The organism is Nostoc sp. C96 (genome assembly GCF_059384975.1).
The window spans coordinates 5,865,267-5,890,160 of the sequence record NZ_CM182020.1; the positions used below are offsets into that span (position 1 = coordinate 5,865,267).

The window sequence follows — 24,894 nt, forward strand, 5'->3', positions numbered from 1 at the left end:
CTAGATTTAGAAATTGCTGGAAGTTCCCACAACTTATGAGTGTAACTACTGATAGTCTTCGAGAGGCACTGCAAAGCCTTCCTGAAAATGCGCCAGAAGCTGTTGTAAATGACCTTTTTACACCTCATCTACTGAGGACTTTAGGCTTTCAATCTGAGGAAATTCATCCAGAATATAACACAGGTGATGGGGCTGTTGATAAAGCCGCCCGAAAAACTACTGGAGAGGATGTTTTTCTATACACAAAGTCTAATCCATACCTTCTATTAGAGTTGAAAGGGCGAGATATTAATTTATCTGAAGATGCGGCACAATATCACACAACTGTTAAGCAACTCAAGCGTTATCTACTTGCTCCTAATTGCCAAACTGTACAATGGGGAATAATTACTAACTCTTCTCATATTCAATTGTTTCGCAAGCACGGAAAAGTAATTTTTCCTGCAACAAAATGTTTGTCACTAAATGTCGATAACATTGATAAGATAGTTGCGGCAATTCGCCAAAAAATTGAAAATGCTGCAAAAGCCCTAACCGTAGCAGTTTATAACAATAAGGGTGGAGTTGGAAAAACAACTACTACTGTCAATTTAGCAGCAATCTTAACTTTCTTAGGGAAAAAGGTTTTAGCGATTGATTTTGACCCTAACCAACAAGATTTAACAAGTTCTCTAGGTCTTCCTTTAAGTAAAGGGAGTTTCTTTGAAGCTCTTAAAGAAAGAAATTTAGAACTTCAAAGTACCCTACATCCTTATAAATTGCCCCTAAAAAAGCTTAATACAGAACTGCGATTTGATGTTATCCCTGCGGATCAAGAACTGACGGAGGCACCTGAAAATATCTTGCGTAATCATCTGAAAAGTGACACTCTTCACCGCAAGTTAGAATCTTCAAGACAAGAATATGACTATATTTTGATTGATGCACCACCCAACTGGCGAATATTTAGTCAACTTGCTGTTTATGCTGCTGATGTTGTCCTGATTCCCACAAAGCATAACAATCTTTTCTCTTTAGAGAATGCAGCAATGGCAATGAAGAAATTTATTCCTGAAGTGCAAGCTAAAAAAGCTGACGGTAGCCCTATTCCATTACCAATTTTCTTTAACGGAGAAAAGATTACACCATCTCAGTTGGCAGTTGCTCAACAAGAAATTAATAATATTCTTAAAACTGCTAAAAAAGAGGGATTTGATTTACTTTCTTATTTCTATCCTAGATATACCAATGCCAGAAGAGACCTTCATATTCATGAGGTTCCCAGCTACGCTAATATAGCTAGTTCAGCCTTTTCTCGTATTCCTGCGGTTTACCGAGATCGATCTGCCCATGATTATTACAAAAATCTAGCAAAGGAGTATTTTTTACAATGAGTAGCCTCAGCGATGTTGGAAATTTGATGCACTTATATTTGGATGAAATTGATCCAGGTGAAGGAACTGATGCGCCGGAATTTTTAATTAAAGCTTCAGCCCATTTACTTAACCAAAAAGGTGGACGTAATTGGATTCCAGTAATTGTAAAAGAAACTGGTGAAGATAAGTATCAAGTAATTGGCAATTCTTTCATTTATGCAGTTGTCGAAGCTGCTGGTTTAGAGCGCGTTTGGTGCATTATTACTGATGGTAGTAATGACACTGTCGAAGTAACAAAAATACTAGCTGGGGAAGAAATTCCCAAAATCAATCTCTCTAAGGCATCTAGAGATGAAATTCAATCAGCATTAGAGTATTTAGTCAAGCAACCAGATAGTATTCTTAAATCTGTCAAACCTGCTATAGCGACAAACCGAATTGATGAAGCCCCTCGTCAATATTGGAAGACATTAGATCCAATCATAAATCTAAAATGTGGCATTACCAAAGGTAAAAAACTAGATGCTTTAAAACAAGTTTTTTATCTAACTCCTCAATCAATACCAGAGACAATCACTGATTCTGAGATCGTCAAAACAATGTCAACGGCTGATTTAAAAGCAATGGCAAAGAAACAAGGAATTACTGGCATAAGTAAGATGAAGAAAGATGAGCTTATTAGAGCATTAAGCAAGTTTTCAAAGTAGCAAACAATAAATCGTAGAATATCAAACAATCAGATATTCCACTTCTAAGTATTAGTTTGGTAAGGTGCTTCAAAACACACAAAGCATCTTACTGACTAATTGAGTAGTTATAGGACAAAATTAATTAATCAATAAAACTCATGTATGGAGCATTTTCATAGTGAGCTTATTGATGAGAGTGCTAATTTTGAGTTAGGGCGTAAATGCGAAGCGGCTTGTTGTCAGGCTTTACATTAGTCATATAAGGTATATGATAACAGCACACTGATACGTATGCGATCGCCACATTTTACCAGTTGCTAAAATAGAACTGGAACAAATAGTCTTAGTATTCGACCAGTGCGAAGATATCAAATATTTTATTTAATATTTTTTCTTACCTTAGCTGCGATTCTGAGCTTTGCTTTATTCACAGACTTTTCCCCAGTAGTTAGTTGCGATAAATGGAAATATACTGCGACATCATTCAAAGAAAAATATTACGCTTCTCCTGTAGATTTAGTAGTTCAACCTTGGCGCGGACAGCATAATGTCTACGGAACATTTCTCGTTCCCAATGGTTATAAAAATGATGGCTTTTTTACTTTGACATTACCAGGAAACAAAACTTACTGTGGACAACTATTAAATGTTGGTGGTTTTGTAATTCCAGGTCTTTACCCAAAGCCTAAAAATCGGATTCTTAGAGGCTATTTAAATACTCGCATTGCGATTTGGCTGATACTTCAAGGGCATATCAATGACTTAAAACAACCAGAAAACTGGAAACTAGGTTATTTCGAGAGCAAAAAAATCCAGAAGTACAGATAAAAATGCAGCAATTTTTTAAATTAATATTCCGGCAATACAAGCAGTAATAAAACTTGCTAATAGTCCAGCAATCATTGTCCTTACACCCAAGTTAGCTAAGTCATGCTGGCGGTGAGGAGCCATACCAGTTAATCCACCAATTGTAATTCCAATTGAGCCAATATTAGCAAAATTGCATAATGCGTAAGTCGCAATAATTACGGCTCGTTGCGAAATTTTGCCGTCTTGAATTAGCTGTTTTAAATCTAAGAAAGCAATAAACTCATTTAAAATAGTTTTTGTTCCCAAGAGCGCCCCTACTTGTTGACAATCTTGCCAAGGTACACCCATCAACCAAGCTATGGGAGCCATAATAACTGATAATATTAATTGCAAAGATAGCTGGGGTAAATTAACCAAAGAACCCAACCATCCTAATAAAGCATTGAAAGCGGCGAGTAATCCTAAAAAGGCAATAATCATTACGCCGACATTAACTGCTAATTTTACGCCGTCAATTGCTCCTGACGTAGCAGCATCAATAACGTTAACATAATTCGTTTCTACATCAATTTTTGCTTGACCTGCTGTTTGAGAAACTTCTGTTTCTGGGTACATTAATTTGGACACAACTAACGATGTTGGCGCAGTCATAAAAAAAGCTGCAATTAAATGTTCTGGAGGAATACCAAAGGAAAGATAAGCGCCTAAAACTCCACCAGCAATTGTGGCAAAACCTCCTGTCATCACTGCATGGAGTTCTGATAAAGTCATACTTCCTATGTATGGTTTAACCATCAGTGCAGATTCTGTTGGCCCTAAAAAGATATTACCTGCACAAGATAAAGACTCGGAGCCTGATGTTTTCATTGTTTTAATCATCACCCAGGCCAGGATATTGACAATTCGCTGCAAAATTCCGTAGTAATATAAGACACTAATGAAAGCAGAGAAAAAGATAATAGTCGGCAGTACTTGAAAGGCAAATAAATGGTCTTTAAAATTTTCTCCAAAGACAAATTTTGCACCAACATCAGAAAAAGCTAAAAAATTACTGACAATATCTCCTAACGATTTAAAGATATTTAAACCCCAAGGTGTTTTCAAAATTATTAAGGCAAAAATAAACTCTAATCCTAATCCCCAAGCAACTGTTCGCCAACGAATGGCTTGACGTTCAACAGACAAAGCGTAAGATATCCCAATAAATACTAATATTCCCAAGAAAGAAATAGCACGTTCCATATTGATTTCCAAAAATGTACAGCAATGATACTTGGCTATCAAGCATACATAAAAATGTAACTTTTTTAACTTTTTGTAGTTAAGTTGTCTCGGTATTAAACGAAAATGCGATCGCCACTTGAGAATAAAACTCTATACAAAGCAAAGGTTTAGAATTTGTAATAAAACTTCCGGCTTAAAACGATGCTAAAACTGATACCCTAAAATTTACTTTATTGAAAAACTATTTATGAATCGAATGTTTCGGCGCTACCATCGCCAGATAGCCATTATTCTATGTTTGCCCTTATTTTTAACTGTATTAACTGGCATGGGCTTTACTATAGCCCATGAATGGTTACACCAAGATGAATTAGGTGAATTTCTCTTAGGACTGCATACATTAGAAATCATTCATTTAGAGAAAATTTACCCCATCTTGAACGGGTTAGGCTTAGTTGGCTTGTTAATTACTGGTGTAAGTATGACAGGTTTATTCCGCCAACGCGCCTCACAATAATAATTTCGCGCATTCGGCGTTCGCGTAGCGTCCCGTAGGGAAGCCGTTCTCGCAGAGTAGGCGCAAAGACGCTAAAAAAACTTTGCGTCTTTGCATGAGACATATTAGTTTATTAAACCCATCACAGTGCGATAATGGGCTTCAATTTCTGCTACAGTTTGCGACTTGCGCTGTGTATCCCATTGACTTAGCTGAAATAATTTTTGCCGTAATTCATCGACATTTATGGTATTAACTTTACCAGCAACGACTATTTGTTTGCCATTCACCCATGCACTATCAACAGCATTGGTAGGTCGTCCTAAAACTAATAAACCAATGGGATCTGTACGGGGAAGTAATGATAAACTTGTCAAGTCATAAAGCACTAAATCAGCTTGTTTACCAACAGTCAAAGAACCAATTTGATCTACCATATTTAAGCCTTTTGCACCACCTAAAGCTGCCATTTCTACAGATTGTCGGGGTGTAATCCAATGTTGATAATCTCGGTCTGTGGTGTTGTGCAGAATAGAACCAATTTTGATAGCTTCTAATAAATCTTGGGAATCATTACTCGAAGCACCATCACAACCAAAAGTCACATTTACCCCAGCTTGGCGATATTTTAAAATTGGTGCAATACCGCTACCTAAGCGCAAATTACTTAAAGGATTGTGAACAACGGTAGATTGAGTTGCGGCAAGAATTTCAATATCAATATCATTTAACCAAACACAATGGGCGAGGGAAGTGCGATCGCTTAAATACCCAAGGCGTTTCAGATGTTCAACAGCACTACAACCGTATTTTTCTTGGGCGAGTTTCTCTTGGGCTTTGGTTTCGAGTAAATGCGAGTGACGACATAAATTATAGCGATCGCTCAATTCAATACAACCAGTAAACAAAGCATCACTACACAGCTGAATTCCTGTGGGTGCAACTAAAATATTCATACCTTCCTCTGGGCGATGAAACTGTCTCACCGCTTCTTCGATAATTGCTAGAGTGTCCGCAGTTGAGCGAAAATACGGTTCATGATTGCGTTCTGTCTCCCCAGAGGGAATACCTGCTGTGAGAGATTCATCTTGAATTAAAGGTGCAATAAAAGCCCGAATCCCAATTTCTCGGTAAGCGCGAACTGCGGTAGCGATGGTTTCTAACTCTTGTCCCGGAATTAACACCAGATGATCTACGACACTTGTACCGCCTGACAGTAAAGTTTCCACCGCCGTTCCTAACGCACTGAGGTAAACTTTTTCGGTGTCCAAAGGGGCAAAATCATACAGTTCCGCCAGCCATAATTCTAAAGGCAAAACCGACATAATTCCCCGTTGCCACATTTCGGAAGAATGGGTGTGGGCGTTGACAAAACCGGGTAATAGCAGTTTATTTTCCCCGTTAACAGATGTCCCCACAACATCCAAATTAGACGCAATAGCAGAGATTTTACCCGCTACAACCTGCACATCTTTGGTTGTATAAGCATCATTAGTGGCAATTAAAACATTTTGAATAGTAAAGTTCACGAGTTAAACCTTGATTAAGTAATTGAACGCTCTACTACATTTCAAGTTACAAAATAGAAAAAGGTGTTGGGTGTTGCAATTTATGAATCAGCCTCTGCGGACATTGGGAGTTGCGCCAAATGCTTGGATGGTAGATCATGCGATCGCAGATATTACGCGTCCTCCCAAAACCCCACAACCCGTTATTTTATCAACCGAAACGAAAACCCTGCGCCTTGATTTATCAAAAGCTGCCATCCTCGTTATTGATATGCAAAACGACTTTTGCCATCCTGATGGCTGGTTGGCGCATATTGGCGTGGATGTCACCCCCGCACGTAAACCAATTGAACCGTTAAACAATTTACTCCCTAAACTGCGTCATGTTAACGTACCCGTAATTTGGATAAATTGGGGTAATCGTCCCGACTTACTCAATATCAGTGCGGCTTCCCGTCATGTATACAACCCTACTGGTGATGGTGTGGGTTTAGGCGATCCTTTACCGCAAAACGGTGCTAAGGTATTGATGGCAGGTAGTTGGGCGGCGGCTGTCGTTGATGAATTACCACAGTTACCCAAAGATATCCGTGTAGACAAATACCGTATGAGTGGTTTTTGGGACACGCCCTTAGATAGTATCCTGCGAAATTTGGGAATTACTACAATATTTTTTGCTGGTGTGAATGCTGATCAATGTGTATTAACTACACTGTGTGATGCCAATTTTTTAGGATATGACTGCATTTTAATTAAAGATTGTACGGCAACAACTTCACCTGATTATTGTTGGTTGGCAACTTTATATAATGTCAAACAATGCTTTGGTTTTGTCACCGACTCACAAGCAATTTTCACCGCTTTAAATCACCCTGAATTAACAGGAGGAAGTTAATCAATGCACTCTACTCGTTGCGTAATTCCTGTTATTAAATCTCCTAAAGATTATCAAGCATACCGCATTACTCCCCATGATACCAATCGGTTAGCAATTATCTTTGATTCAACCAACGCTAACACTTCTTTAACTTGTTGTATAGAAATCTTTGATGTCGGAGGCAAAACTCCACCCAATCGCCATCAATGGGCAGTTGAAATGTTTTTTGTCCTCAAAGGTGAAGGAGTGGCTATTTGTGATGGTAAACAAGTTGCCATTAAAGCCGGAGATAGTTTACTAGTGCCGCCTACAGGTACACATTTAATTAAAAATACAGGTTCTAGTCGCTTGTATACATTGACAATTATGGTTCCTAATGAAGATTTTGCCGAATTAATTCGCAGTGGCACACCAGTAGAATTAGATGCAGAAGATATGGCAGTATTTGGCAGGTTAGATACCTTTATGCCTTATTGAAGAATTCAGAAAACTGTAATGGCTTGACACGAATAAAACAGTTCATTAAAGGTAGGTTAGGTGTAACGCAGTGAAACCCAAGATTCTCAGAATTTGGTTGGGTTCCGCTTCCCTTTACCCAACCTAAAATTTTTTTTACTAACTAAGCACAGTTTGATGTCTTCCTAGCTCATAATAGTCAGGATAAACCACAATGATTTTTTCTAACTCAGTTACTCAACCGGATTAAGCTTTTCTCTCAAAAGAGCTTCCACTTCTACTTCAGGATTTTCTAGCTCAAAAGGGTAGGGATGGCGATTAGCTGGATTGCGACGGCTCATTAACACTTCCATTGCAGCTTGAAATGCCTTTTCATCATTGCGATGTTCAGAAATGTATTGCTTTAGCTCTGTATTTGTCATTTCAGATAGGTTCAGCATTATAGAACAAACTCTCAACTTCCATCTTCATCAATTACGAGAGCAATATCATCATTCACTCCAGCCTGTATGTATATCGTCTTAAACCTCGGATCATAGCGAAAAATCTGGATTGGTTGGTAAAGATGAGAAAGTGACTGACAAAGGAATGCTGCGGTTACTAGCTGTTGCTGCGTAGGCAAGATGAAACTCCTGATAACATACCAAGTTTAGCCTATAAACTGTGGTTTACTTTCTCATTTCAGTATTTTAAGCACCCAAAAAAGGATTGCCTTTCTGCACTTTTTCAATATCTTGGCGCAACCAAAGTAAACACAGTAATTTCTGGACGGGCAAATAACCGCAGATGTAAACCTGTCATACCTAAGCCTCGGTTGGTATACAAAAACATCTTTTTTACCTGATATTTTCCCAAGTAATAATTTTTGGCAAAAGGCGGGAGTATAGGCGGTGTGATGAACGGTAAACGTATCTGTCCACCGTGAGAATGTCCTGAAAGTTGTAAATCAAAGCGCCCTGTTGCAGCACTGGTAGTCGCAAAGTCTGGTTCGTGGGCTAACAATATTGCTGCGCCTGCTTTGGGTAACTGCTGCATCACTAAATCTAGGCGGCTTTTCCCCATCTGTACATCATCTACACCTGCAATATGCAGCGTTGCCCTACCTCGTTTGAGGGTATAAATATCATTACCTAAATAGACAATGTTACTTTGTTGGATTGCTTTGATAATTCCTGGAGTATCGTTCTCGTAGTCGTGATTACCTAATACTGCTACAGTTTGATCTTTGGGTGTGAAGTGCGCTAAAGAATCTGCCAGTGAAGGAATTAATTTTGATAAATGGCGTGTAACTAAATCACCTGTAATGGCGATTAAATCGGGTTTTTGTTGGTTAACAAGCCGGACTATCCGATTTAAACGTTGCGGACTCATCCATCTATCGCGGTGAATATCGCTGATTTGCACGATGCGATAGCCGTTAAATTCTGATGCGAGGTTGGGTAATGTCAGTTGTAAAGAATTAATTTCAATCCAATTTGGTTCAATTAACTGGGCGTATAGTAAAGTGCAAAAGCCAAACAATATGCACCATCGTATACATCGAAAGGCTGATCTGCTGGCTTTTATCAACCACTTACGAGTTCTCAAGGCACAATCTCCTTCGACTTAATTGCCAAGTTTTTTACAGATATTTGCGATTTTTGGTTTAATTTTCTTTTGCCAGAGAAAATTTAAGATAGTCTTAAAATCGATAGAATAAATAGATGTGATATACTATCTGTTTCTCTACTCCTGGTTTTATGGGACTGCCAATTGTTGCAATTATCGGCCGACCGAATGTCGGCAAATCCACCCTGGTTAATCGTCTCGCTGGGGAACAAACGGCGATTGTCCACGACGAACCAGGTGTGACACGCGATCGCACTTACATGCCTGCTTATTGGAACGATCGCGAGTATTTAGTGGTAGATACAGGTGGTTTAGTCTTTAACGATGACACCGAATTTCTGCCCTTAATTCGCCAACAAGCACTAGCAGCCCTACGAGAAGCATCTGCGGCAATTTTCGTGGTTAATGGTCAAACAGGCCCCTCGCCAGCAGATGAAGAAATCGCTGAATGGTTACGTCAACAACCAGTACCTGTACTGCTGGCTGTGAATAAATGCGAATCTCCAGAACAAGGCATAATACAAGCTGCTGAATTTTGGGAACTGGGGTTAGGAGAACCATACCCCATCTCTGCAATTCATGGCAACGGTACAGGAGATTTACTCGACGAGTTAATTAAATACATTCCAACTGTTACAGAAGTACCACAAACCAACGAAATTAAAGTGGCGATCGTTGGACGGCCAAATGTGGGTAAATCAAGTTTATTGAATGCTTTTGTCGGTGAAGAAAGAGCCATTGTTAGCCCAATTTCTGGCACAACGCGAGATGCCATTGACACGTTTATCGAACGGGATGGGCAACAATATCGCCTCATTGATACCGCTGGGATTCGCAAAAAGAAAAATATCGACTACGGGACGGAATTTTTCAGCATTAACCGCGCTTTCAAAGCAATTCGTCGTGCTGACGTAGTTTTATTAGTCATAGATGCCCTTGACGGAGTGACCGAACAAGACCAAAAATTAGCAGGGCGGATCATTGAAGATGGTCGAGCTTGCATCGTTGTGGTGAATAAATGGGATGCCATTGAAAAAGACTCCCACACTATCTACGATTATGAAAAAACTCTGCAAGAACGGTTACACTTTACCGACTGGGCATCAACAATCTTTGTCAGCGCCTTAACAGGACAAAGAGTCGAAAAGATTTTAGAGTTGGTAAATCAATCAGCAGTCGAACACAAACGCCGTGTGAGTACATCAGTAATTAACGACGTTTTAGAAGAAGCTGTCAGATGGCACTCACCACCAACTTCACGCGGTGGCCGTCAAGGCAAAATTTATTATGGTACACAAGTAACCACCCAACCACCGACAATTGCCCTATTTGTCAACGAAGCCAAACGTTTTAACGACAACTACCGTCGCTACATCGAAAGGCAATTCCGTCAACAACTAGGATTTAAGGGTACACCCATTCGTCTACTCTGGCGGAGTAAAAAAGTCCGCGACATGGAAAGTGGTAATGTCAACCGCGCAACTCGCGTGTAATACTTGTCGCTTGTCATTAGTCATTCGTCCTTTGTCTAATGACTAATGACTAATGACCAATGACTATTGACTAAACATGGATTTACTGCGATCGCTACCACTAGGCCTATACTTAGAACAACCGCAAACTTGGCTGCATAAACTTGATCCCCGCGTCAAAATTGCTTGGTTGATGAGTTTTTTAACTAGTTATAGTTTTGCGACTAATGAATGGCGCATCTTGCTAGTCATGCTGTTGATTATTTTTACCTTATTTGCCAAAATTCCCCGCCGCGTTTGGCAGCAACAATTAGGTTGGTTATTAACACTCACAGTTTTAGTTTTATTTATTGCCGCAGTTAGCCCTGATGGCTTAGGCGTAAGTTATCAGCCTCGTCTCCCAGCTAATGAAAAAATCTTAACTCCTAACTCAACACAGGCTGAACGCCCTGCTAACAGCACTCAGCACTCCCCACTCAGCACTAAAAAATACTCATACGTCCTATTTCACCAAGGGCCAGTGAAAATCACCAGACATTCCTTAGATTTAGCAGTACGTCTGAGTACAATTTTATTTACGGTAATTTATAGTACTAACTTGTATCTGTTGACAACTGCACCAGAAGAAATTACGGCGGCGATTGAAAGCATTATGCAGCCCTTACGCAGACTCAAGATACCTGTAACAGAAATTACCTTGACCTTAACTTTATCCTTGCGATTTATTCCTCTAGTTTTAGAAGAAGTCCAGAACTTGATTCGTTCTGTGATGATCAGGGCAATTAATTGGAAAAAACTGGGGTTGAAAGGTGCAGTCAAAGTGTGGATGATAGTCGCAGAAAGACTGTTAGAAAATTTGCTATTAAGAGCAGACCAAATGGCGAATGCCATGATGGTGCGTGGTTTTACTAGCCCTAACGAACACAAAGTTCAGTGGCATGAATTACGACTCAAAAGATGGGATTGGTTAGCGATCGCCACTTTAACTTTATTCTGGGGAGTGCGGGTAATTTCTGGTAATAAATTTTAAGCTGTTCACTTATGATAACCAAGCCTTGGCATTGGCGATCGCTCCCCTTAGAAAATCGTACTGGCGCGGAAATTTTCGCAGCCTTATTTCTCCCAACAACACCATCAGGAATCGCTACCCTTCTAGAAAGTCCCTACCCAAACCCAACGAAACAACCCCAACTCAGTCGCTATTCTATCTGTGCAGGCGCTCCTAGGATAGTGGATGGCGTACCGCAGATGTGGACACCACAATTAGGAAAGGTTTTCCCATTTTTGGAAAAGTTGCTACAAAGTAGGGGTGTAGGAGAACAAATATTTAACTCATCCTCTTCCCCCCTGCCCCCCTGCCCCCCTGCCCCCTTCCCTCTTCATCTCCCCTTCACAGGTGGTTGGTTAGGATGGCTTGGTTATGATGTGGCTTGGGAAATTGAACAGTTACCTTTTGCTAAATCTGATACCTTACCCTTCCCCGTAGCTTTTTGGTATGAACCAGAATCTTATGCCGTCTTGGATCATGTTGAACAAATTCTTTGGATAGCAGGTAGTGACATTAATGATGTAGATAGGTTAAAAATTCTTTTAGAAGAGAAAAAATCAGGGGATTCACTCTACCAAGTTACCGCCTCACAAGATCAACCCATCAGTTTTGCCCCTGAGTTCTTCACATCGCAGTCAGATTATGAAACATCCGTCAACCGCGCCAAAAAATATATTCAGGCTGGAGATATCTTTCAGGCGAATCTTTCTTTACGATTTGCCGCATCTACAACGGCTTCTGGCTGGTCAATTTACCAAACATTACAGAAAATCAATCCTTCACCTTTTGCCAGCTACTGGCAGACTCCTTGGGGTGAAGTAGTTAGCTGTTCACCAGAACGCTTGGTGCTGTTACAAAATCAGCAAGCCCAGACTCGACCAATTGCCGGAACGCGATCGCGTGGTACTACCCCAGAACAAGATCATCAACTGGCACAAGAACTACTCAGCAACACCAAAGAACAGGCAGAACACATCATGCTGCTGGATTTAGAACGCAATGATTTAGGGCGAGTTTGTGAATGGGGAACAGTAAAAGTTGATGAATTGCTCACAATTGAGCGTTATAGCCACGTTATGCACCTTGTCAGCAACGTTAAAGGTACTTTAAAATCCGACCAGAGCGCTGTTGATTTAATTCGTGCCATGTTTCCTGGTGGCACAATCACAGGGTGTCCAAAAGTGCGGTGCATGGAAATCATCGAAGAACTAGAGCCTGTTCGGCGTAGCCTATTCTACGGTTCCTGCGGCTATCTCGACTGGCGCGGCAACTTAGACTTAAATATCCTGATTCGTACCTTGCTATTAGCACCCGCATCTTCAGTTGAGGGGCAGGGGGCAGGGGAAGAATCTCTGACTCAGCACTCAGCACTCAACACAGTTTGGGGACAAGTGGGAGCAGGTATTGTGGCAGATAGTGATCCTGAAAAAGAATGGTATGAATCTCTGCACAAAGCACAGGCACAACTAGCAGCCCTAAAAATCCTAAATTACCAGTAGTTGGCAATTGTTGGTTATTTTGTGCCACAAAATCATAATTATGGCAACATGGAGAGAAGCCAACGCTAACATCAATTTGCAAGTCAGCCTTGGCTATTACTTTAGAGGGTAAATCTTTTGGCGATCGGCAAAACCAAACAAAAAGGCAGATATTTTTTGTGTTATCCATCGCCAATAAGTCCGAGTTATCCAAGTCTCATCAACCCTTGTGTGCCTTTACCTTCTCCTAACTATTAGCTTCATTTGCCTAGTAGGCATCAAATTAATGATTTCATAACTGCTATGTAATGGCAGAAGTTACTCAATTGGAGTAGTTTTAACTAAATATTCTGACGAATAGTATGATCATCGTCTGAATGTTTATCTAGAACTACGAATAAATATTCATACTCCTACCTTGATTCCTAAATGACTTCAGAAACCTCCGAAATTTACATAAATCATCCAACTTGGGGCTTACTTTATCGAATCTGTATGGTTGACGATAACCAAGATATGTTCACTACACTTTATGCCCAAAGATTATTTTTTCTGGTCACAAACGACGTAAAAGGAATTAAATTTCAACCCATTGGACGCACAGAGGCGCGCATGATGTTGGAAAATCGTTTGCGTACCCTGCGACGCAATGGTCAATCTCAGGAGTACGATCAGCTTCAGAGTGTTTTCCAACGCACCTTCCAATGAGTAGTTCGATTGACGAACGTATTGCCTATATTCGCTCCTCACTGCCCACATCTGTCAGGTTAATTGCTGTCAGTAAGCAGGTTCCGGCGGAGGTAATTCGTTTAGCTTACAACGCCGGAATTCGTGATTTTGCCGAAAGTCGCATCCAAGAAGCAGCCAGTAAACAAACTCAGTTGCAAGACTTATCAGATATTACTTGGCATTTTATTGGACATTTACAAAGTAATAAAGCCAAAAAGGCACTGGAATTATTTGAGTGGATTCACTCTGTCGATAATTTGAAGCTGGCACAGCGCTTAAATCAATTAGCGCAGCAGCTAGGTATCAGCCCAAAAGTGTGTCTGCAAGTGAAAATACTTCCCGATCCGCAAAAGTCTGGTTGGAGCGTTCCAGAATTACTGGCTGACTTAGGGGAACTCAACCAGTGCCAGTTTTTACAAATTCAGGGATTGATGACAATTCCGCCTCTAGAGTTGACGGAAGCGGAAATCATGAATGTATTTAATAGCACTTACCAGTTAGCTAAAGAGATCCAGTTACAAAACTTGCCAAATATTCACATAAAGCATCTTTCAATGGGTATGTCTGGCGATTATCAACTGGCAGTACAAGCTGGCGCAACGATGGTAAGATTGGGAACTATTTTATTTGGCGATCGCCATTAATTTCTCGGACAGCCATTCTTCACCATTTGTAGCAGTAGCTCTAGGTAGAAAATACAGATAATTTTCCTAGACTACTGGTACAATAAAACACTAAAAAAATATTAAAAAAAGTAACGAATAATCAAAAAAACCTGTAATTAAGCTTTATATCCTAAAATCTTTGGGATATAATCTTGACTCATTATTGTATCTAGGTTAAGGTACAGGCGTTTACAAAAGCGTCAGTTCATTATCCATAGTTGTAATAGAAGCTACAAACAACGATAAGATTACTAGATTGTCCGTCCCTTGTAGTGATCTTTAGTGGCTACATCAACTAACAGCCAAATCGATAAAGGTAATTTGCATCAGGAGCGTACCAAATGAACAATATTTTTTCTAAACTTCGAGACTTCGTAGGGCTAAACGAGCAGGTAGAATACGAATATTACGAAGAAGAAGCAGAAACGGATAACTACCAAAATCTGTATCAAGAGGAAAATCCTCAACCTGCGCCCGCAGAAGCTACTACACAAAATCGACGTTGGCGGGAACCCATGTCTACAATGGGTAATGATGTAGCAACAGGATCAAAGTCTACGATGGGGAACGTAATTGGTATGCCAGGAGCAGTGAACGGGATTTCGGAAGTATTAGTACTTGAGCCTCGTACATTTGAAGAAATGCCCCAGGCAATTCAAGCCTTGCGTGAGCGGAAGTCAGTCGTACTCAACCTGACAATCATGGATCCAGATCAAGCACAACGTGCCGTTGATTTTGTTGCTGGTGGAACTTACGCATTAGATGGACATCAAGAACGGATTGGAGAAAGCATCTTTTTGTTTACGCCAAGCTGTGTGCAAGTCAGCACCCAAGGTGGAGTTATTCATGAAGTACCACAACCACCGGCGCGTCCTGTACGTACTGCCCCAACTGCCACTCCCAACTGGGGAAATGAACCTAACCGCATGGCACAATAAGTTTAAATTAGTTAATAGTCCAGAGTCAAAAGTTCAGAGTCCACAGTTTTTGACTCTAGACTATTGACTATGGACTATTGACCATGAACTAATGACTAAAAAATTTGGCTTAATTGGTGGTGGGGTAATGGGAGAAGCGCTGTTATCCCGCCTCATTGCAGATGGCATCTACCAACCTTCAGAAGTAATCGTTAGTGAACCCCAAGGGGCGCGGCAAAATTTTCTACAACAGCAATATGATGTAACTGTGACGGCAGATAACAGCTTGGTGTTTCGACAAGCTCAAGAAGTCATATTTTTAGCTGTAAAACCGCAAGTATTTAGCGCGATCGCCCAAGAATTAGCAGATATTATTTCGGTAGAACACTCACCTTTGGTGATTTCGATTTTGGCCGGAGTGCCTTTACATCACCTAGAAGCAGCATTTCCCCAACTCCCAGTTATTAGAGCCATGCCTAATACCCCAGCCACAGTGGGAGCAGGGATCACAGCAATTTGTTTAGGCGCATACACCAACGCCAAACACCACCAAAAAGCTTTGCAAATATTTTCCGCAGTGGGAGAAGTGGTGGAAGTTTCTGAAAGCTTAATGGATGCAGTCACGGGATTATCTGGTAGCGGCCCCGCTTACGTCTCTATTTTAGTAGAAGCCTTAGCCGATGGTGGAGTCGCCGCAGGCTTACCCAGAGGTATTGCCAATCAACTCGCCCTACAAACTGTTTTGGGAACTGCACAATTACTGCACAACAGTAAAATGCACCCAGCAGAATTGAAGATCCGAGTTACAAGTCCTGGCGGGACAACAATTGCGGGGATTTGCCAATTAGAAAAAGCTGGATTTCGTTCGGCTTTAATTGAAGCAGTCAAAGCCGCCACAGTGCGATCGCAAGAATTGGGGAAATAAAAGTATGAAGTGTGAAGTATGAAATTTCATCCTCCTGCCCTCCAGGTTCAGCAGTTCGCAATCGACGCAAAGCGCCAAGACTGCGACTGCTTCACCTCCTGCCTTCTGCCTTCTGCCTCCTGCCTTCTGCCTATTGTCTATAATGATTATTGCCGAAGTTGACAAAAGACCCGTTAATATAGTAAACAGTCTGGTTGCAAATGTGATTGAGTGAATTATCCCGCACCGTCTCCAGAAATTAACTTAGGGTCGATATTTCCCTTTGATCTGGATCAGTTTCAGAAAGATGCGATCGCGTCCCTTAACGCTGGACGCTCCGTAGTTGTATGTGCGCCCACAGGGTCGGGCAAAACCTTAGTCGGAGAATACGCTATTTATCGCGCCCTAGCGCGAAGAAAACGTGTATTCTACACCACGCCCCTGAAAGCGCTGTCGAATCAAAAATTACGCGATTTCCGTGAAAAATTTGGTGCCGATTTGGTGGGACTGTTAACTGGCGATGCGTCAATTAACAGAGATGCACCGATTCTGGTGATGACCACAGAAATCTTTCGCAATATGCTCTATGGCACACCCATCGGGCAAGTTGGCATTTCCTTGGTAGACGTAGAAGCAGTGGTATTAGACGAATGCCACTACATGAACGATCGCCAACGCGGTACAGTGTGGGAAGAATCAATTATCTACTGTCCTCGTGAAGTCCAACTAGTAGCCCTCTCCGCTACAGTTGCCAACAGCGAACAACTAACAGATTGGTTAAATCACGTCCACGGCCCCACCGACCTGATTTATTCTGATTTTCGCCCAGTACCCTTGGAATTTCACTTTTGTAATCCCAAAGGTCTGTTTCCTTTATTGAATGAGAGTAAAAACAAAATTAATCCCCGCCTAGTTAAAAAACACCGCAAAGGACAAGGGGATAGAGGTAAAAACGGCAGACCAGAAGCCCCTGGCATCATCTATACTTTGAGCCAGCTACAACAACGAGATATGCTTCCTGCCATTTACTTTATCTTCAGTCGCCGGGGATGCGATAAAGCCGTAGCAGAAGTAGGTGATTTATGGTTAGTTAATGGCCAAGAGTCACAAATATTACGCGAGCAAATCGACGATTTTTTAAACCGTAACCCTGAAGCTGGACGTTCGGGACAAATTGCCCCCCTTTATCGCGGGGTTGCAGCCCACCATGCAGGGATTTTACCTGCTTGGAAAGTGCTAGTGGAAGAACTATTCCAGCAGGGATTGATTAAGGTGGTATTTGCGACTGAAACTTTAGCCGCAGGGATTAATATGCCTGCCCGTACCACAGTTATTTCCACCCTGTCTAAGCGTACCGATACCGGACACCGCTTATTAAATGCTTCGGAATTTCTGCAAATGGCAGGCCGGGCGGGTCGTCGAGGTATGGATAAACAAGGTTATGTGGTGACAGTCCAAACGCCCTTTGAAGGAGCTAAAGAAGCAGCGTATCTGGCTACCTCTAAGGCAGACCCCTTAGTTAGCCAATTTACACCTAGTTATGGTATGGTGCTGAACTTACTGCAAACTCACACCATAGAGCAAGCCAGAGAACTAGTAGAACGCAGTTTTGGGCAGTATATAGCTAACTTGCACCTCAAACCAGAATACGACGAGATTGCCGAACTGCAAGACCAACTAGCCCAACTCCAGGAACAAATCGCCGCAGTAGATGAAAATGAAATCGCCGTTTATGAGAAATTGCGGCAACGTCTGAAAGTAGAACGCCAGTTATTAAAAACTCTACAACAACAAGCCCAAGACGATCGCCAAGAAGAATTGGTAATGATGTTGGGCTTTGCTGTTTCTGGAACACTGTTAAGTCTCAAAGGAAAAAATATTACAGTATCTACACCCATAACGGCAGTTTTAGTTGGCAAAAGTCCTGGTTTAGCACAAGCACCTTATTTTGTCTGTTTAGGGCAAGATAACCGTTGGTATGTGGCAACAACGGAAGATGTGATGAATTTACACGCGGAAATGCCCCGGCTAGATGTGCCAGCAGATATGTTACCGCCCCCAGAGTTGCTGTTCAAGCCAGGACAATCTTACCGTGGGAATGAACAAACAGCTGCGATCGCCCAAAGCATTCCCCAACCTGGAGAACCTCTGCACCTGTCACCAGAAGTAACAGAACAACTCAGCCGCGTTAGCGCCATTGAAGAACAAATAGAAAATCATCCTCTGCGACAATCAGGTAATGCCTCAACAATTTTTAAACGTCGAGCGCGTTATGTTGAACTCGAAGCCGAACTTGAACAATTGCAAGAGCAAGTCGAACAACAATCACAACGTCATTGGGAAGAATTTCTCAATTTAATTACGATTTTGCAACAATTCGGCTGTTTGGATAACCTAGTACCCACAGAATTAGGGCGAATCGCCGCAGCTATTCGGGGAGAAAATGAACTATGGCTAGGTTTAGTATTCGCCAGTGGTGAACTTAATCAATTAGATCCCCACCATTTAGCCGCAGCCATAGCCGCTTTAGTCACAGAAACCCCACGTCCTGATAGTCGAGTCAACTTTGATTTGAGTGAGGAAGTAGCCGAGGCTTTAGCAAAACTGCGGGGTATCCGCCGTCAAATGTTCCAACTGCAACGGCGATACAATGTGGCGTTACCAATCTGGTTAGAATTTGAGCTAATTGCCATTGTCGAAAAGTGGGCATTAGGTATGGAGTGGACAGAACTATGCAGCCACACAACCTTAGACGAAGGCGATGTGGTAAGAATTTTACGCCGCACTTTGGATTTATTATCCCAAATTCCCCACGTTCCCCATTTACCAGAAATTTTGCAGCGGAATGCTTACCGCGCGATGCAATTAATTGATAGATTCCCGGTGAATGAGGTAGTTGAGTAGTTTGAACTAGAAAGTAGGGAGTGGGAATAGCTGATACACATACGGGAAAATATATTACCCCTCTGCGCCCTGCTCCCTGCCCCAATACCTACTAAGGTGCTAATCGAGCTTTACCTAAACGCTGCTTTTCATACCATTGTGCGATCACTGGTGTCCACTCGGCAAAATGCGGCCACATTAATTCGCACAATTTCTGAATTTCCAGTTGAGCATCTTTTTTATTTCTCAAGTCACAAAAATGCAGAAATGACCTGAGATTAAAGCTCACTACAAAATGTTGGCGATAATCAAACGGTACTATCCCTCTAGCGTGTTCTTCAGACATTCCTGCCGCAAAACTCGCTGCATATCGTTTCGCCGCTTCCATACACCAATCTAAATCTGCGGCACGTTGCTCTGGTGAGTAGTAATATTTCTTGCCTTGTCTATCTGTGTAATAACCCACAGGACGCAGATAGAATACATCTTCTATATCTTTCTTACCTTCTATAACTTGTATAAATTGATTCCCGGTATATCTAAAAGATTGGACATCAAAACTCACGCTCACGCGATGAGTACGCGCCTGTTGCATGACGCTGTGCGGAAAATAGCCGCAGTTGAAGACAATTTGGGGATGTTCTAGCGGCCCGTAGTGTCCTCGTTCCCCTGCTAACAATCGTTTAACAATCACTTCGCCGCATTGTGATTCCGAAGGCCATGAGTCTCGTTCATCAACCACAAATGCGTCGGTATAGTCTTGGTGCATCGCAGCATAAATCACTTGCTGCGGATTTGGTGTTTTGGTAATAACCTCTACTCGGAATCGCTGCATGGGTTTTCTCAGACTGGGTAAAAAGGAGGATGAAAGCCTGTGTATGAAACATGGCTAAAAACTCAATCCACCATCATATAACTTTGGGCAGACTCAGATACTTTACAAAAGTTAATTTAAAAGTTACACTTCTTTACATTATCAAGTAATTGAGGAAAAGTTCATGCGTAGTAGTGGTTCGATTGTGGATGATCAGGGCAAAATGAACAACTTTGCGGTTGAGCCAAAAATTTATGTAGATGAACAAGGCGAGCGCACCGGCTTTACACCATATTCAGAATTACTCAATGGTCGTTTAGCAATGATTGGTTTTATCGCGCTGATAGCGTTAGAAGTATTCACAGGACAGGGTATTTTGGGACTGTTATCTAGCCTGTAATAGATTAGGTTAAAGAGTTAAGAGCCTTTTTGATGTCTAATTGTGATTATCTATCGATGTCCTAACTAACTAGTACAGGTCGGCGTAAATAAACAGACCACACTTCGACTACTTCGGCTCCGCTCAGTACAAGTATGCTCAGTGACCATCGGGAATTGCTAAAAGGCTTGTGTTATCACAATTCTTCATTTTTCCTTTTGACCTTTTACTTTTGCCTTGTTGTACTAGGCTATTGGCATCACTAAATTTTTAAAACGCAATTTTTCATACATTTATTTAAAGAGGCGGGAAATTTCCCGTCTCTTTGTTTTTGATGTCAAATTATGAGTTGGAATTGCGATGAGCAATCACAGCATAAAAGGGATCTCCAGCACCAATACCCATCAACTGTAAGAAATAAGGCGTTGTTGATTGGCGAACAATCACTTCAGGAGTGGTAAATCCAGGTACTGAGGTGAAGTAGTGCTGGACTAGTTCGACTCTGGTGGTTTCGGAAGCATCACGCCAAGCTTGAATTGCTTTCTGAAAAAACATCCGGTTAGAAAAGCTGATAATTGCAATACCACCGGGTTTGAGAATGCGGTGAATTTCCGAAAATATGGCTTCGGGATACTGGATGTACTGCACAGAAACACAGATGAGAACCGCATCAAAATCTTGATCTGGTAGGGGTATTTGGGGATTTTCGTTGAGATTTTGGACAAAGTAATGATTTAAACGGGGATTTCTTGCTAGTTCCTCAGCGTTGAGTCCGTGTCCTTCAATATGGGCAAACTTTATTTCTTCTGGTAAATGAGATACCCAACTGCTCATCATATCAAGGATGCGGGTGTTGGGTTGGAGGCGATCGCGGTATAAATCTGTTAACTGTTGAATAAACCCATCATCAACATGAGTCACAAACCGGGGATAGGCATAAAATAGCTGATCATCGGTATTATCTAATTTTTCGCGTTGATTTGGACTAAGTGGCATAAATGTCTATTTTGGAAAAGTTTTTGACAAACTTGGTGCAAATTTCGGTATTCTTCTGCACAAGGATTCTGTTACATATTTTAATAAAATCAGTATCAATAAATTTAACAGCACTCAACTGAATCAAGCTAGAAAATTTTTAATTACATGTTATACAAATCACATTTGTTGCAATCTATTTGGCGACAATTTCGCTTATCAGCCGCATTTCCTTATATCAGCTTGTTAATTTGGCTACTGCCTTTATTATTATTTACTTCTGGACAAAATAGCCTGATGGCGCATGATGAAGGGCTTTATGCTTGGCGGGCGCGGCGGATGTTTGATTCTGGTGACTGGATAGCCCCGTGGGGGACTGTGCATCATAAAACCCCTGGTTTTTATTGGCTGATTGCCAGTGCTTATACATTATTTGGTATGAGTGAAGTTAGTACAAGAATTCCCAGTGCGATCGCTGGAATATTCTGCTTATTCTTAATATATGAAATTGGGAAAATTATCCTCAATCAAAAATTAGCTTGGTTAGCTGCTGGAATTTTGAGTTTAGAGTTTCTTTGGTTGCAATATTGCCGTTTAGGCGCACCTGATGTACCGATGATTTTTTTAGTTTTATTAGCAATTTTTTCTTTACTTAAAGCTGAATCACAACCAAAATATGCTAAATTTTGGCAATTTATAGCGGGTTTATGTTTAGGGTTAGGCTTTTTAGTCAGAAGCTTTATGATTTTTTTGCCAGCAATAGCATTATTGCCTTATCTCATTGGTGAACATCGCCGCCACCGTCATCTTAGTAGCCCCATTTTTTATTTAGGTTTAATATTAGGTTTTATCCCGACTTTGATTTGGCTATGGTTGAGTTGGCTGCGTTATGGCAGTAATAGTTTAGAAGCTTTATTACAGTTTGTTTTTCAACTCGGTTCTGAGGAAAGAAAAGGAAACGGTATCATATTTTATTTTTGGAATGTGCCTTTAAAAGCATTTCCTTGGACATTTTTTAGTCTTTTAGGTTTGGTTGTAGCATTCCGTCGTCCAATCCCTAATTATCATTTATTATTAGTTGGCTTTCCGATAGTTTTATTTACAGAATTAAGTATTTTCTCAACCCGTTTATCGCACTATAGTCTTAGTCTTTATCCCTTTATTGCTTTGTTAGCAGCTTTGGGTTTAAATTGGTTAGGCAAAGCTTATGAGAAGACACAACCACCCAAAAACCTTCCTCGTAACTTGAGTTATGGCTTTGGCGGATTAGGTATTTTACTTTTGTTAGCAGGGATATACCTTTTAATTTGGGGTAATGCAGATATTAGTAAGTATGCAGCCTTTGGCTTAATTGTCGGGTTAGGTTGGTTAATTTTACCTGTCGTGTGGATTTGTCGTCACCACTTTGGTTACACGTTTCTCACGGCGCGTTATTGGTTAGCTGGTTGGTTGATTCCCTGTTGGTTAGGTTTAGCTGTGGCGGGTAGTTTGGGATTAATTGGTGATTATAACCCAGCGTTTAGAAAGTTTTTTCAAGAACCTGCGATCGCCTCAATTCTGCAAAGTCAGCCTATTTACTTTGTCAAGCTTGATGGGAAAAATGCTGTTCTCTTAAATTTTTACACACCTATTCACGGAAAAAGTCTAGATACAATTTCTCAACTACCAGCTTCTAGCTACGCTTGGATATATTTACAAAGTTCTCCTGATTTATCTCGTCCTTACCGCATTGTTGGGACAGTGGAAGGCTATCAGTTAATTCAAGTTTTGTGAAAAAGAATTGAGGAATCAGAATTAAGACAGTAATTAAAATATTGATGATTTTTCTACATTTAATTACTTTTGTTTATGGAATTGAAAAAAAAGAGTGTTTGATTTTACTGAATAAAATGAATATTTTGAAGGTGTGCTGGCGTTGCTGGCATTAAAAGCAAATTTTTATAGAAAAAGCAGAATGCTTTTAAACAGGAGGAAGTTAATGAAAGCCTGGAAAATGATGTTGTTTGTTTTGTTATTGTTATTAAATTTTGCAGTAGCACAACCTTCTTGGGCAGATAAAATGTCTAAAATTAGCCCAGATTATCCGCTAGTTGTGCAGAATCTTAATAGTCTCTTAATGGCGAGAAATAACCCTGAACAGTCTGGTTATACCCCAGAAGAACTCCAGCAAAAAATTGCAGCGCTACAATTACAAAAACAAACTCTAGAAACTTCCGAAGATTGGGCTAGTTGTCAAAATGAAACGGGAAGGCCACTAGCTATTTATAGTCGTAAACCTGAAGACGCAATTCCCAACAGCCTCTACTATTTAGGAAATAGACAAACTACCGATGAAGATTGGGACTGTGATGCTGTCTACTTACCGAATGATGCTCAAGTAGCAGGTTTAAATTTACCAGTAGGAGAACCAGCTATTTTGAAGCTTGTGGATGGCGCACGACTTGTGGCGAGAATTAATCCTACTACCCAACAAATGCAATTTGATGTTCCACCTGCATTAGTAGAAGTTCTCAAACCTGAGCAAGTAACTTGGCCAGTTCCTAATTTAGCTCAAGCAGATATTGATATCCAAACTCCTAATGCTCCAAATGATTGAAATTAAATAAAAAAGTGGCGATATCAGTTATGATATCGCCACTTTTTTATGAGGTTGTGTTTTGTATAGCTGTAGCCAACTTCGTTAGGACGCTGCTTGTTTGAGAACAGTTTCCATTGCATCACGTAAATTATTAGAATGAGGTAATAGCTTGCGAACCTTACTCTTCAAAGTTGCCCAACACTTTTCAATACGATTGAGGTCTGGCGAATAGGGTGGCAGATAGATTAACTGACAGCCTGCGGCTTCAATTAATTGAGCAATCCTACCGCCCCGATGAAACGTGGCATTATCTACAATCACCCACTGGCCTGAACATAACACCGGAATCAAGCAATTTTCTAACCAAGTCTCAAACACGGTACGGTTACAAGCCCCCTCGACAGTAAATGGCGCAATCACTTTTCCTTGTCGATACCCAGCAATCATATTAATGCGACCCTGCCGTCTACCTGATTTGAGGTCATAGAATCGCTCCCCTATTGGGGAGTATCCGTAGCCGTAGTTGTCGCGTTCATCCATGCCAGACTCATCAACATATACTAGATGCGATGCTTTCGGATTTTCCAGTTGTGCTAAGAACGCTGCCCGTTTGGCTTCGTCTCGTTGACTATATCCGTAAGTTTTTTTTTACGCGAATTTCCTATCTTTCCTAACGCTCTGGAAATCGTGCGCTGGCTAATCTCTCCCTCCCATACCTGTGCCATCTCAGTCTGAGTTTTATCCCCATGCTCTTTAACAAAGGTGCGAAACTTCTCCCAATCACCGATTTTGCCATTGTGCGGCGATACTTTCCTCTGTTTAGGCTTGACATCACCTGTTTCGGCTTTGCGTTGAAACCACAAGTTAATTGTGTTGCGACTGATATTGAACAGAAGGCTTGCCTCGCACTTTTTGAGACCATCTAATTCAATCGCTTGCATAACTTTTCGCCGGAAATCATCACTATAAGCTTTTGCCATTGGGATGAGGTAGATGCAATGCTAACTCTTATAGTTTACGTCCTAATCT

General features: G+C 41.1%; 25 protein-coding genes. 17 read left to right on the plus strand and 8 right to left on the minus strand.

Annotation, left to right across the window (positions count from 1 at the left end; translation table 11 throughout):
• Positions 1–35: 35 nt before the first annotated feature.
• The 3 genes from AC504W_RS25055 to AC504W_RS25065 all read left to right on the plus strand — a co-directional run bounded on the left by AC504W_RS25055 (position 36) and on the right by AC504W_RS25065 (position 2,872).
• A complete protein-coding gene (locus tag AC504W_RS25055; protein WP_494874945.1) occupies positions 36–1,373 on the plus strand; it encodes a ParA family protein in 1,338 nt (445 codons plus the stop codon).
• A gap of 38 nt (positions 1,374–1,411) precedes the next feature.
• Complete coding sequence (locus tag AC504W_RS25060) at positions 1,412–2,062, plus strand: Rho termination factor N-terminal domain-containing protein (protein WP_494874946.1); 651 nt, start codon at positions 1,412–1,414, stop codon at positions 2,060–2,062.
• Between the two features lie 339 nt (positions 2,063–2,401).
• Positions 2,402–2,872, plus strand: coding sequence for a hypothetical protein (locus tag AC504W_RS25065; protein WP_494874947.1), 471 nt, complete (start codon positions 2,402–2,404; stop codon positions 2,870–2,872).
• A gap of 15 nt (positions 2,873–2,887) precedes the next feature.
• Here AC504W_RS25065 and AC504W_RS25070 read toward each other — a convergent pair whose 3' ends face one another.
• Positions 2,888–4,096 (minus strand): NupC/NupG family nucleoside CNT transporter, encoded by a 1,209-nt coding sequence (locus AC504W_RS25070; protein WP_494874948.1) that lies wholly within the window; start codon positions 4,094–4,096, stop codon positions 2,888–2,890.
• Between the two features lie 229 nt (positions 4,097–4,325).
• On the opposite strand from AC504W_RS25070, the gene AC504W_RS25075 reads away from it, so the two are divergent.
• Complete coding sequence (locus AC504W_RS25075; RefSeq protein WP_494874949.1) at positions 4,326–4,595, plus strand: peptidase; 270 nt, start codon at positions 4,326–4,328, stop codon at positions 4,593–4,595.
• Positions 4,596–4,699: 104 nt separating this feature from the next.
• On the opposite strand, the gene AC504W_RS25080 is transcribed toward AC504W_RS25075, so the two are convergent.
• The gene (locus AC504W_RS25080) at positions 4,700–6,103 is read right to left on the minus strand and encodes an amidohydrolase (protein WP_494874950.1); all 1,404 of its coding nucleotides are present in this window, start codon (positions 6,101–6,103) and stop codon (positions 4,700–4,702) included.
• Positions 6,104–6,185: 82 nt separating this feature from the next.
• Here AC504W_RS25080 and AC504W_RS25085 point away from each other — a divergent pair, with 82 nt between their 5' ends.
• On the plus strand, positions 6,186–6,977 hold the full coding sequence (locus AC504W_RS25085; protein WP_494874951.1) for a cysteine hydrolase family protein: 792 nt from the start codon (positions 6,186–6,188) through the stop codon (positions 6,975–6,977).
• Positions 6,978–6,980: 3 nt separating this feature from the next.
• Positions 6,981–7,436: a cupin domain-containing protein gene (locus tag AC504W_RS25090; protein WP_494874952.1), complete on the plus strand. Its 456-nt coding sequence runs from the start codon at positions 6,981–6,983 to the stop codon at positions 7,434–7,436.
• A 212-nt stretch (positions 7,437–7,648) separates the two neighbouring features.
• On the opposite strand, the gene AC504W_RS25095 is transcribed toward AC504W_RS25090, so the two are convergent.
• The 3 genes from AC504W_RS25095 to AC504W_RS25105 form a co-directional block, all read right to left on the minus strand.
• The gene (locus AC504W_RS25095; protein WP_494874953.1) at positions 7,649–7,855 is read right to left on the minus strand and encodes a DUF6887 family protein; all 207 of its coding nucleotides are present in this window, start codon (positions 7,853–7,855) and stop codon (positions 7,649–7,651) included.
• A gap of 14 nt (positions 7,856–7,869) precedes the next feature.
• Positions 7,870–8,037, minus strand: coding sequence for a DUF6888 family protein (locus AC504W_RS25100; RefSeq protein ID WP_494874954.1), 168 nt, complete (start codon positions 8,035–8,037; stop codon positions 7,870–7,872).
• 104 nt (positions 8,038–8,141) lie between these two features.
• Positions 8,142–8,936 carry a metallophosphoesterase gene (locus AC504W_RS25105; protein WP_494874955.1) on the minus strand — a complete coding sequence of 265 codons (795 nt, stop codon included), beginning with the start codon at positions 8,934–8,936 and terminating at the stop codon, positions 8,142–8,144.
• A 218-nt stretch (positions 8,937–9,154) separates the two neighbouring features.
• Between AC504W_RS25105 and der the strand changes: the two genes are divergently transcribed.
• The 8 genes from der to AC504W_RS25145 all read left to right on the plus strand — a co-directional run bounded on the left by der (position 9,155) and on the right by AC504W_RS25145 (position 19,140).
• The gene (der, locus tag AC504W_RS25110; protein ID WP_096580971.1) at positions 9,155–10,516 is read left to right on the plus strand and encodes a ribosome biogenesis GTPase Der; all 1,362 of its coding nucleotides are present in this window, start codon (positions 9,155–9,157) and stop codon (positions 10,514–10,516) included.
• Between the two features lie 76 nt (positions 10,517–10,592).
• Entirely contained in the window at positions 10,593–11,525 is a 933-nt protein-coding gene (locus tag AC504W_RS25115) for an energy-coupling factor transporter transmembrane component T family protein (protein WP_494879465.1), read from the plus strand.
• A gap of 14 nt (positions 11,526–11,539) precedes the next feature.
• The gene (locus tag AC504W_RS25120) at positions 11,540–13,042 is read left to right on the plus strand and encodes an anthranilate synthase component I (protein WP_494878758.1); all 1,503 of its coding nucleotides are present in this window, start codon (positions 11,540–11,542) and stop codon (positions 13,040–13,042) included.
• Positions 13,043–13,450: 408 nt separating this feature from the next.
• Positions 13,451–13,729: a transcriptional coactivator PipX gene (gene pipX, locus AC504W_RS25125; RefSeq protein ID WP_096580977.1), complete on the plus strand. Its 279-nt coding sequence runs from the start codon at positions 13,451–13,453 to the stop codon at positions 13,727–13,729.
• Positions 13,726–14,394, plus strand: coding sequence for a YggS family pyridoxal phosphate-dependent enzyme (locus AC504W_RS25130; RefSeq protein WP_494874957.1), 669 nt, complete (start codon positions 13,726–13,728; stop codon positions 14,392–14,394). The genes pipX and AC504W_RS25130 overlap by 4 nt, the downstream gene beginning before the upstream one ends.
• A gap of 362 nt (positions 14,395–14,756) precedes the next feature.
• Positions 14,757–15,353 (plus strand): cell division protein SepF, encoded by a 597-nt coding sequence (locus AC504W_RS25135; RefSeq protein ID WP_096580981.1) that lies wholly within the window; start codon positions 14,757–14,759, stop codon positions 15,351–15,353.
• A gap of 91 nt (positions 15,354–15,444) precedes the next feature.
• Positions 15,445–16,257 (plus strand): pyrroline-5-carboxylate reductase, encoded by an 813-nt coding sequence (proC, locus tag AC504W_RS25140; RefSeq protein ID WP_494879466.1) that lies wholly within the window; start codon positions 15,445–15,447, stop codon positions 16,255–16,257.
• Between the two features lie 210 nt (positions 16,258–16,467).
• On the plus strand, positions 16,468–19,140 hold the full coding sequence (locus tag AC504W_RS25145; protein ID WP_494874959.1) for a DEAD/DEAH box helicase: 2,673 nt from the start codon (positions 16,468–16,470) through the stop codon (positions 19,138–19,140).
• A gap of 91 nt (positions 19,141–19,231) precedes the next feature.
• On the opposite strand, the gene thyX is transcribed toward AC504W_RS25145, so the two are convergent.
• Positions 19,232–19,954 (minus strand): FAD-dependent thymidylate synthase, encoded by a 723-nt coding sequence (gene thyX, locus AC504W_RS25150; protein WP_494874960.1) that lies wholly within the window; start codon positions 19,952–19,954, stop codon positions 19,232–19,234.
• Positions 19,955–20,117: 163 nt separating this feature from the next.
• Between thyX and AC504W_RS25155 the strand changes: the two genes are divergently transcribed.
• A complete protein-coding gene (locus AC504W_RS25155; protein ID WP_494874961.1) occupies positions 20,118–20,333 on the plus strand; it encodes a high light inducible protein in 216 nt (71 codons plus the stop codon).
• Positions 20,334–20,654: 321 nt separating this feature from the next.
• Here AC504W_RS25155 and AC504W_RS25160 read toward each other — a convergent pair whose 3' ends face one another.
• Positions 20,655–21,308: a class I SAM-dependent methyltransferase gene (locus AC504W_RS25160; protein WP_494874962.1), complete on the minus strand. Its 654-nt coding sequence runs from the start codon at positions 21,306–21,308 to the stop codon at positions 20,655–20,657.
• Between the two features lie 147 nt (positions 21,309–21,455).
• Between AC504W_RS25160 and AC504W_RS25165 the strand changes: the two genes are divergently transcribed.
• Both AC504W_RS25165 and AC504W_RS25170 read left to right on the plus strand, forming a co-directional pair.
• Positions 21,456–23,060 carry an ArnT family glycosyltransferase gene (locus AC504W_RS25165; RefSeq protein ID WP_494874963.1) on the plus strand — a complete coding sequence of 535 codons (1,605 nt, stop codon included), beginning with the start codon at positions 21,456–21,458 and terminating at the stop codon, positions 23,058–23,060.
• Positions 23,061–23,265: 205 nt separating this feature from the next.
• A complete protein-coding gene (locus tag AC504W_RS25170) occupies positions 23,266–23,883 on the plus strand; it encodes a hypothetical protein (protein WP_494874964.1) in 618 nt (205 codons plus the stop codon).
• A gap of 84 nt (positions 23,884–23,967) precedes the next feature.
• Here AC504W_RS25170 and AC504W_RS25175 read toward each other — a convergent pair.
• Positions 23,968–24,845 (minus strand): IS630 family transposase gene (locus AC504W_RS25175; RefSeq protein WP_494873200.1). Its coding sequence is split into 2 segments (ribosomal slippage): positions 23,968–24,513 and positions 24,516–24,845, totalling 876 coding nucleotides; the frame shifts between segments, so codons are not numbered across the junction.
• Positions 24,846–24,894: the final 49 nt, after the last annotated feature.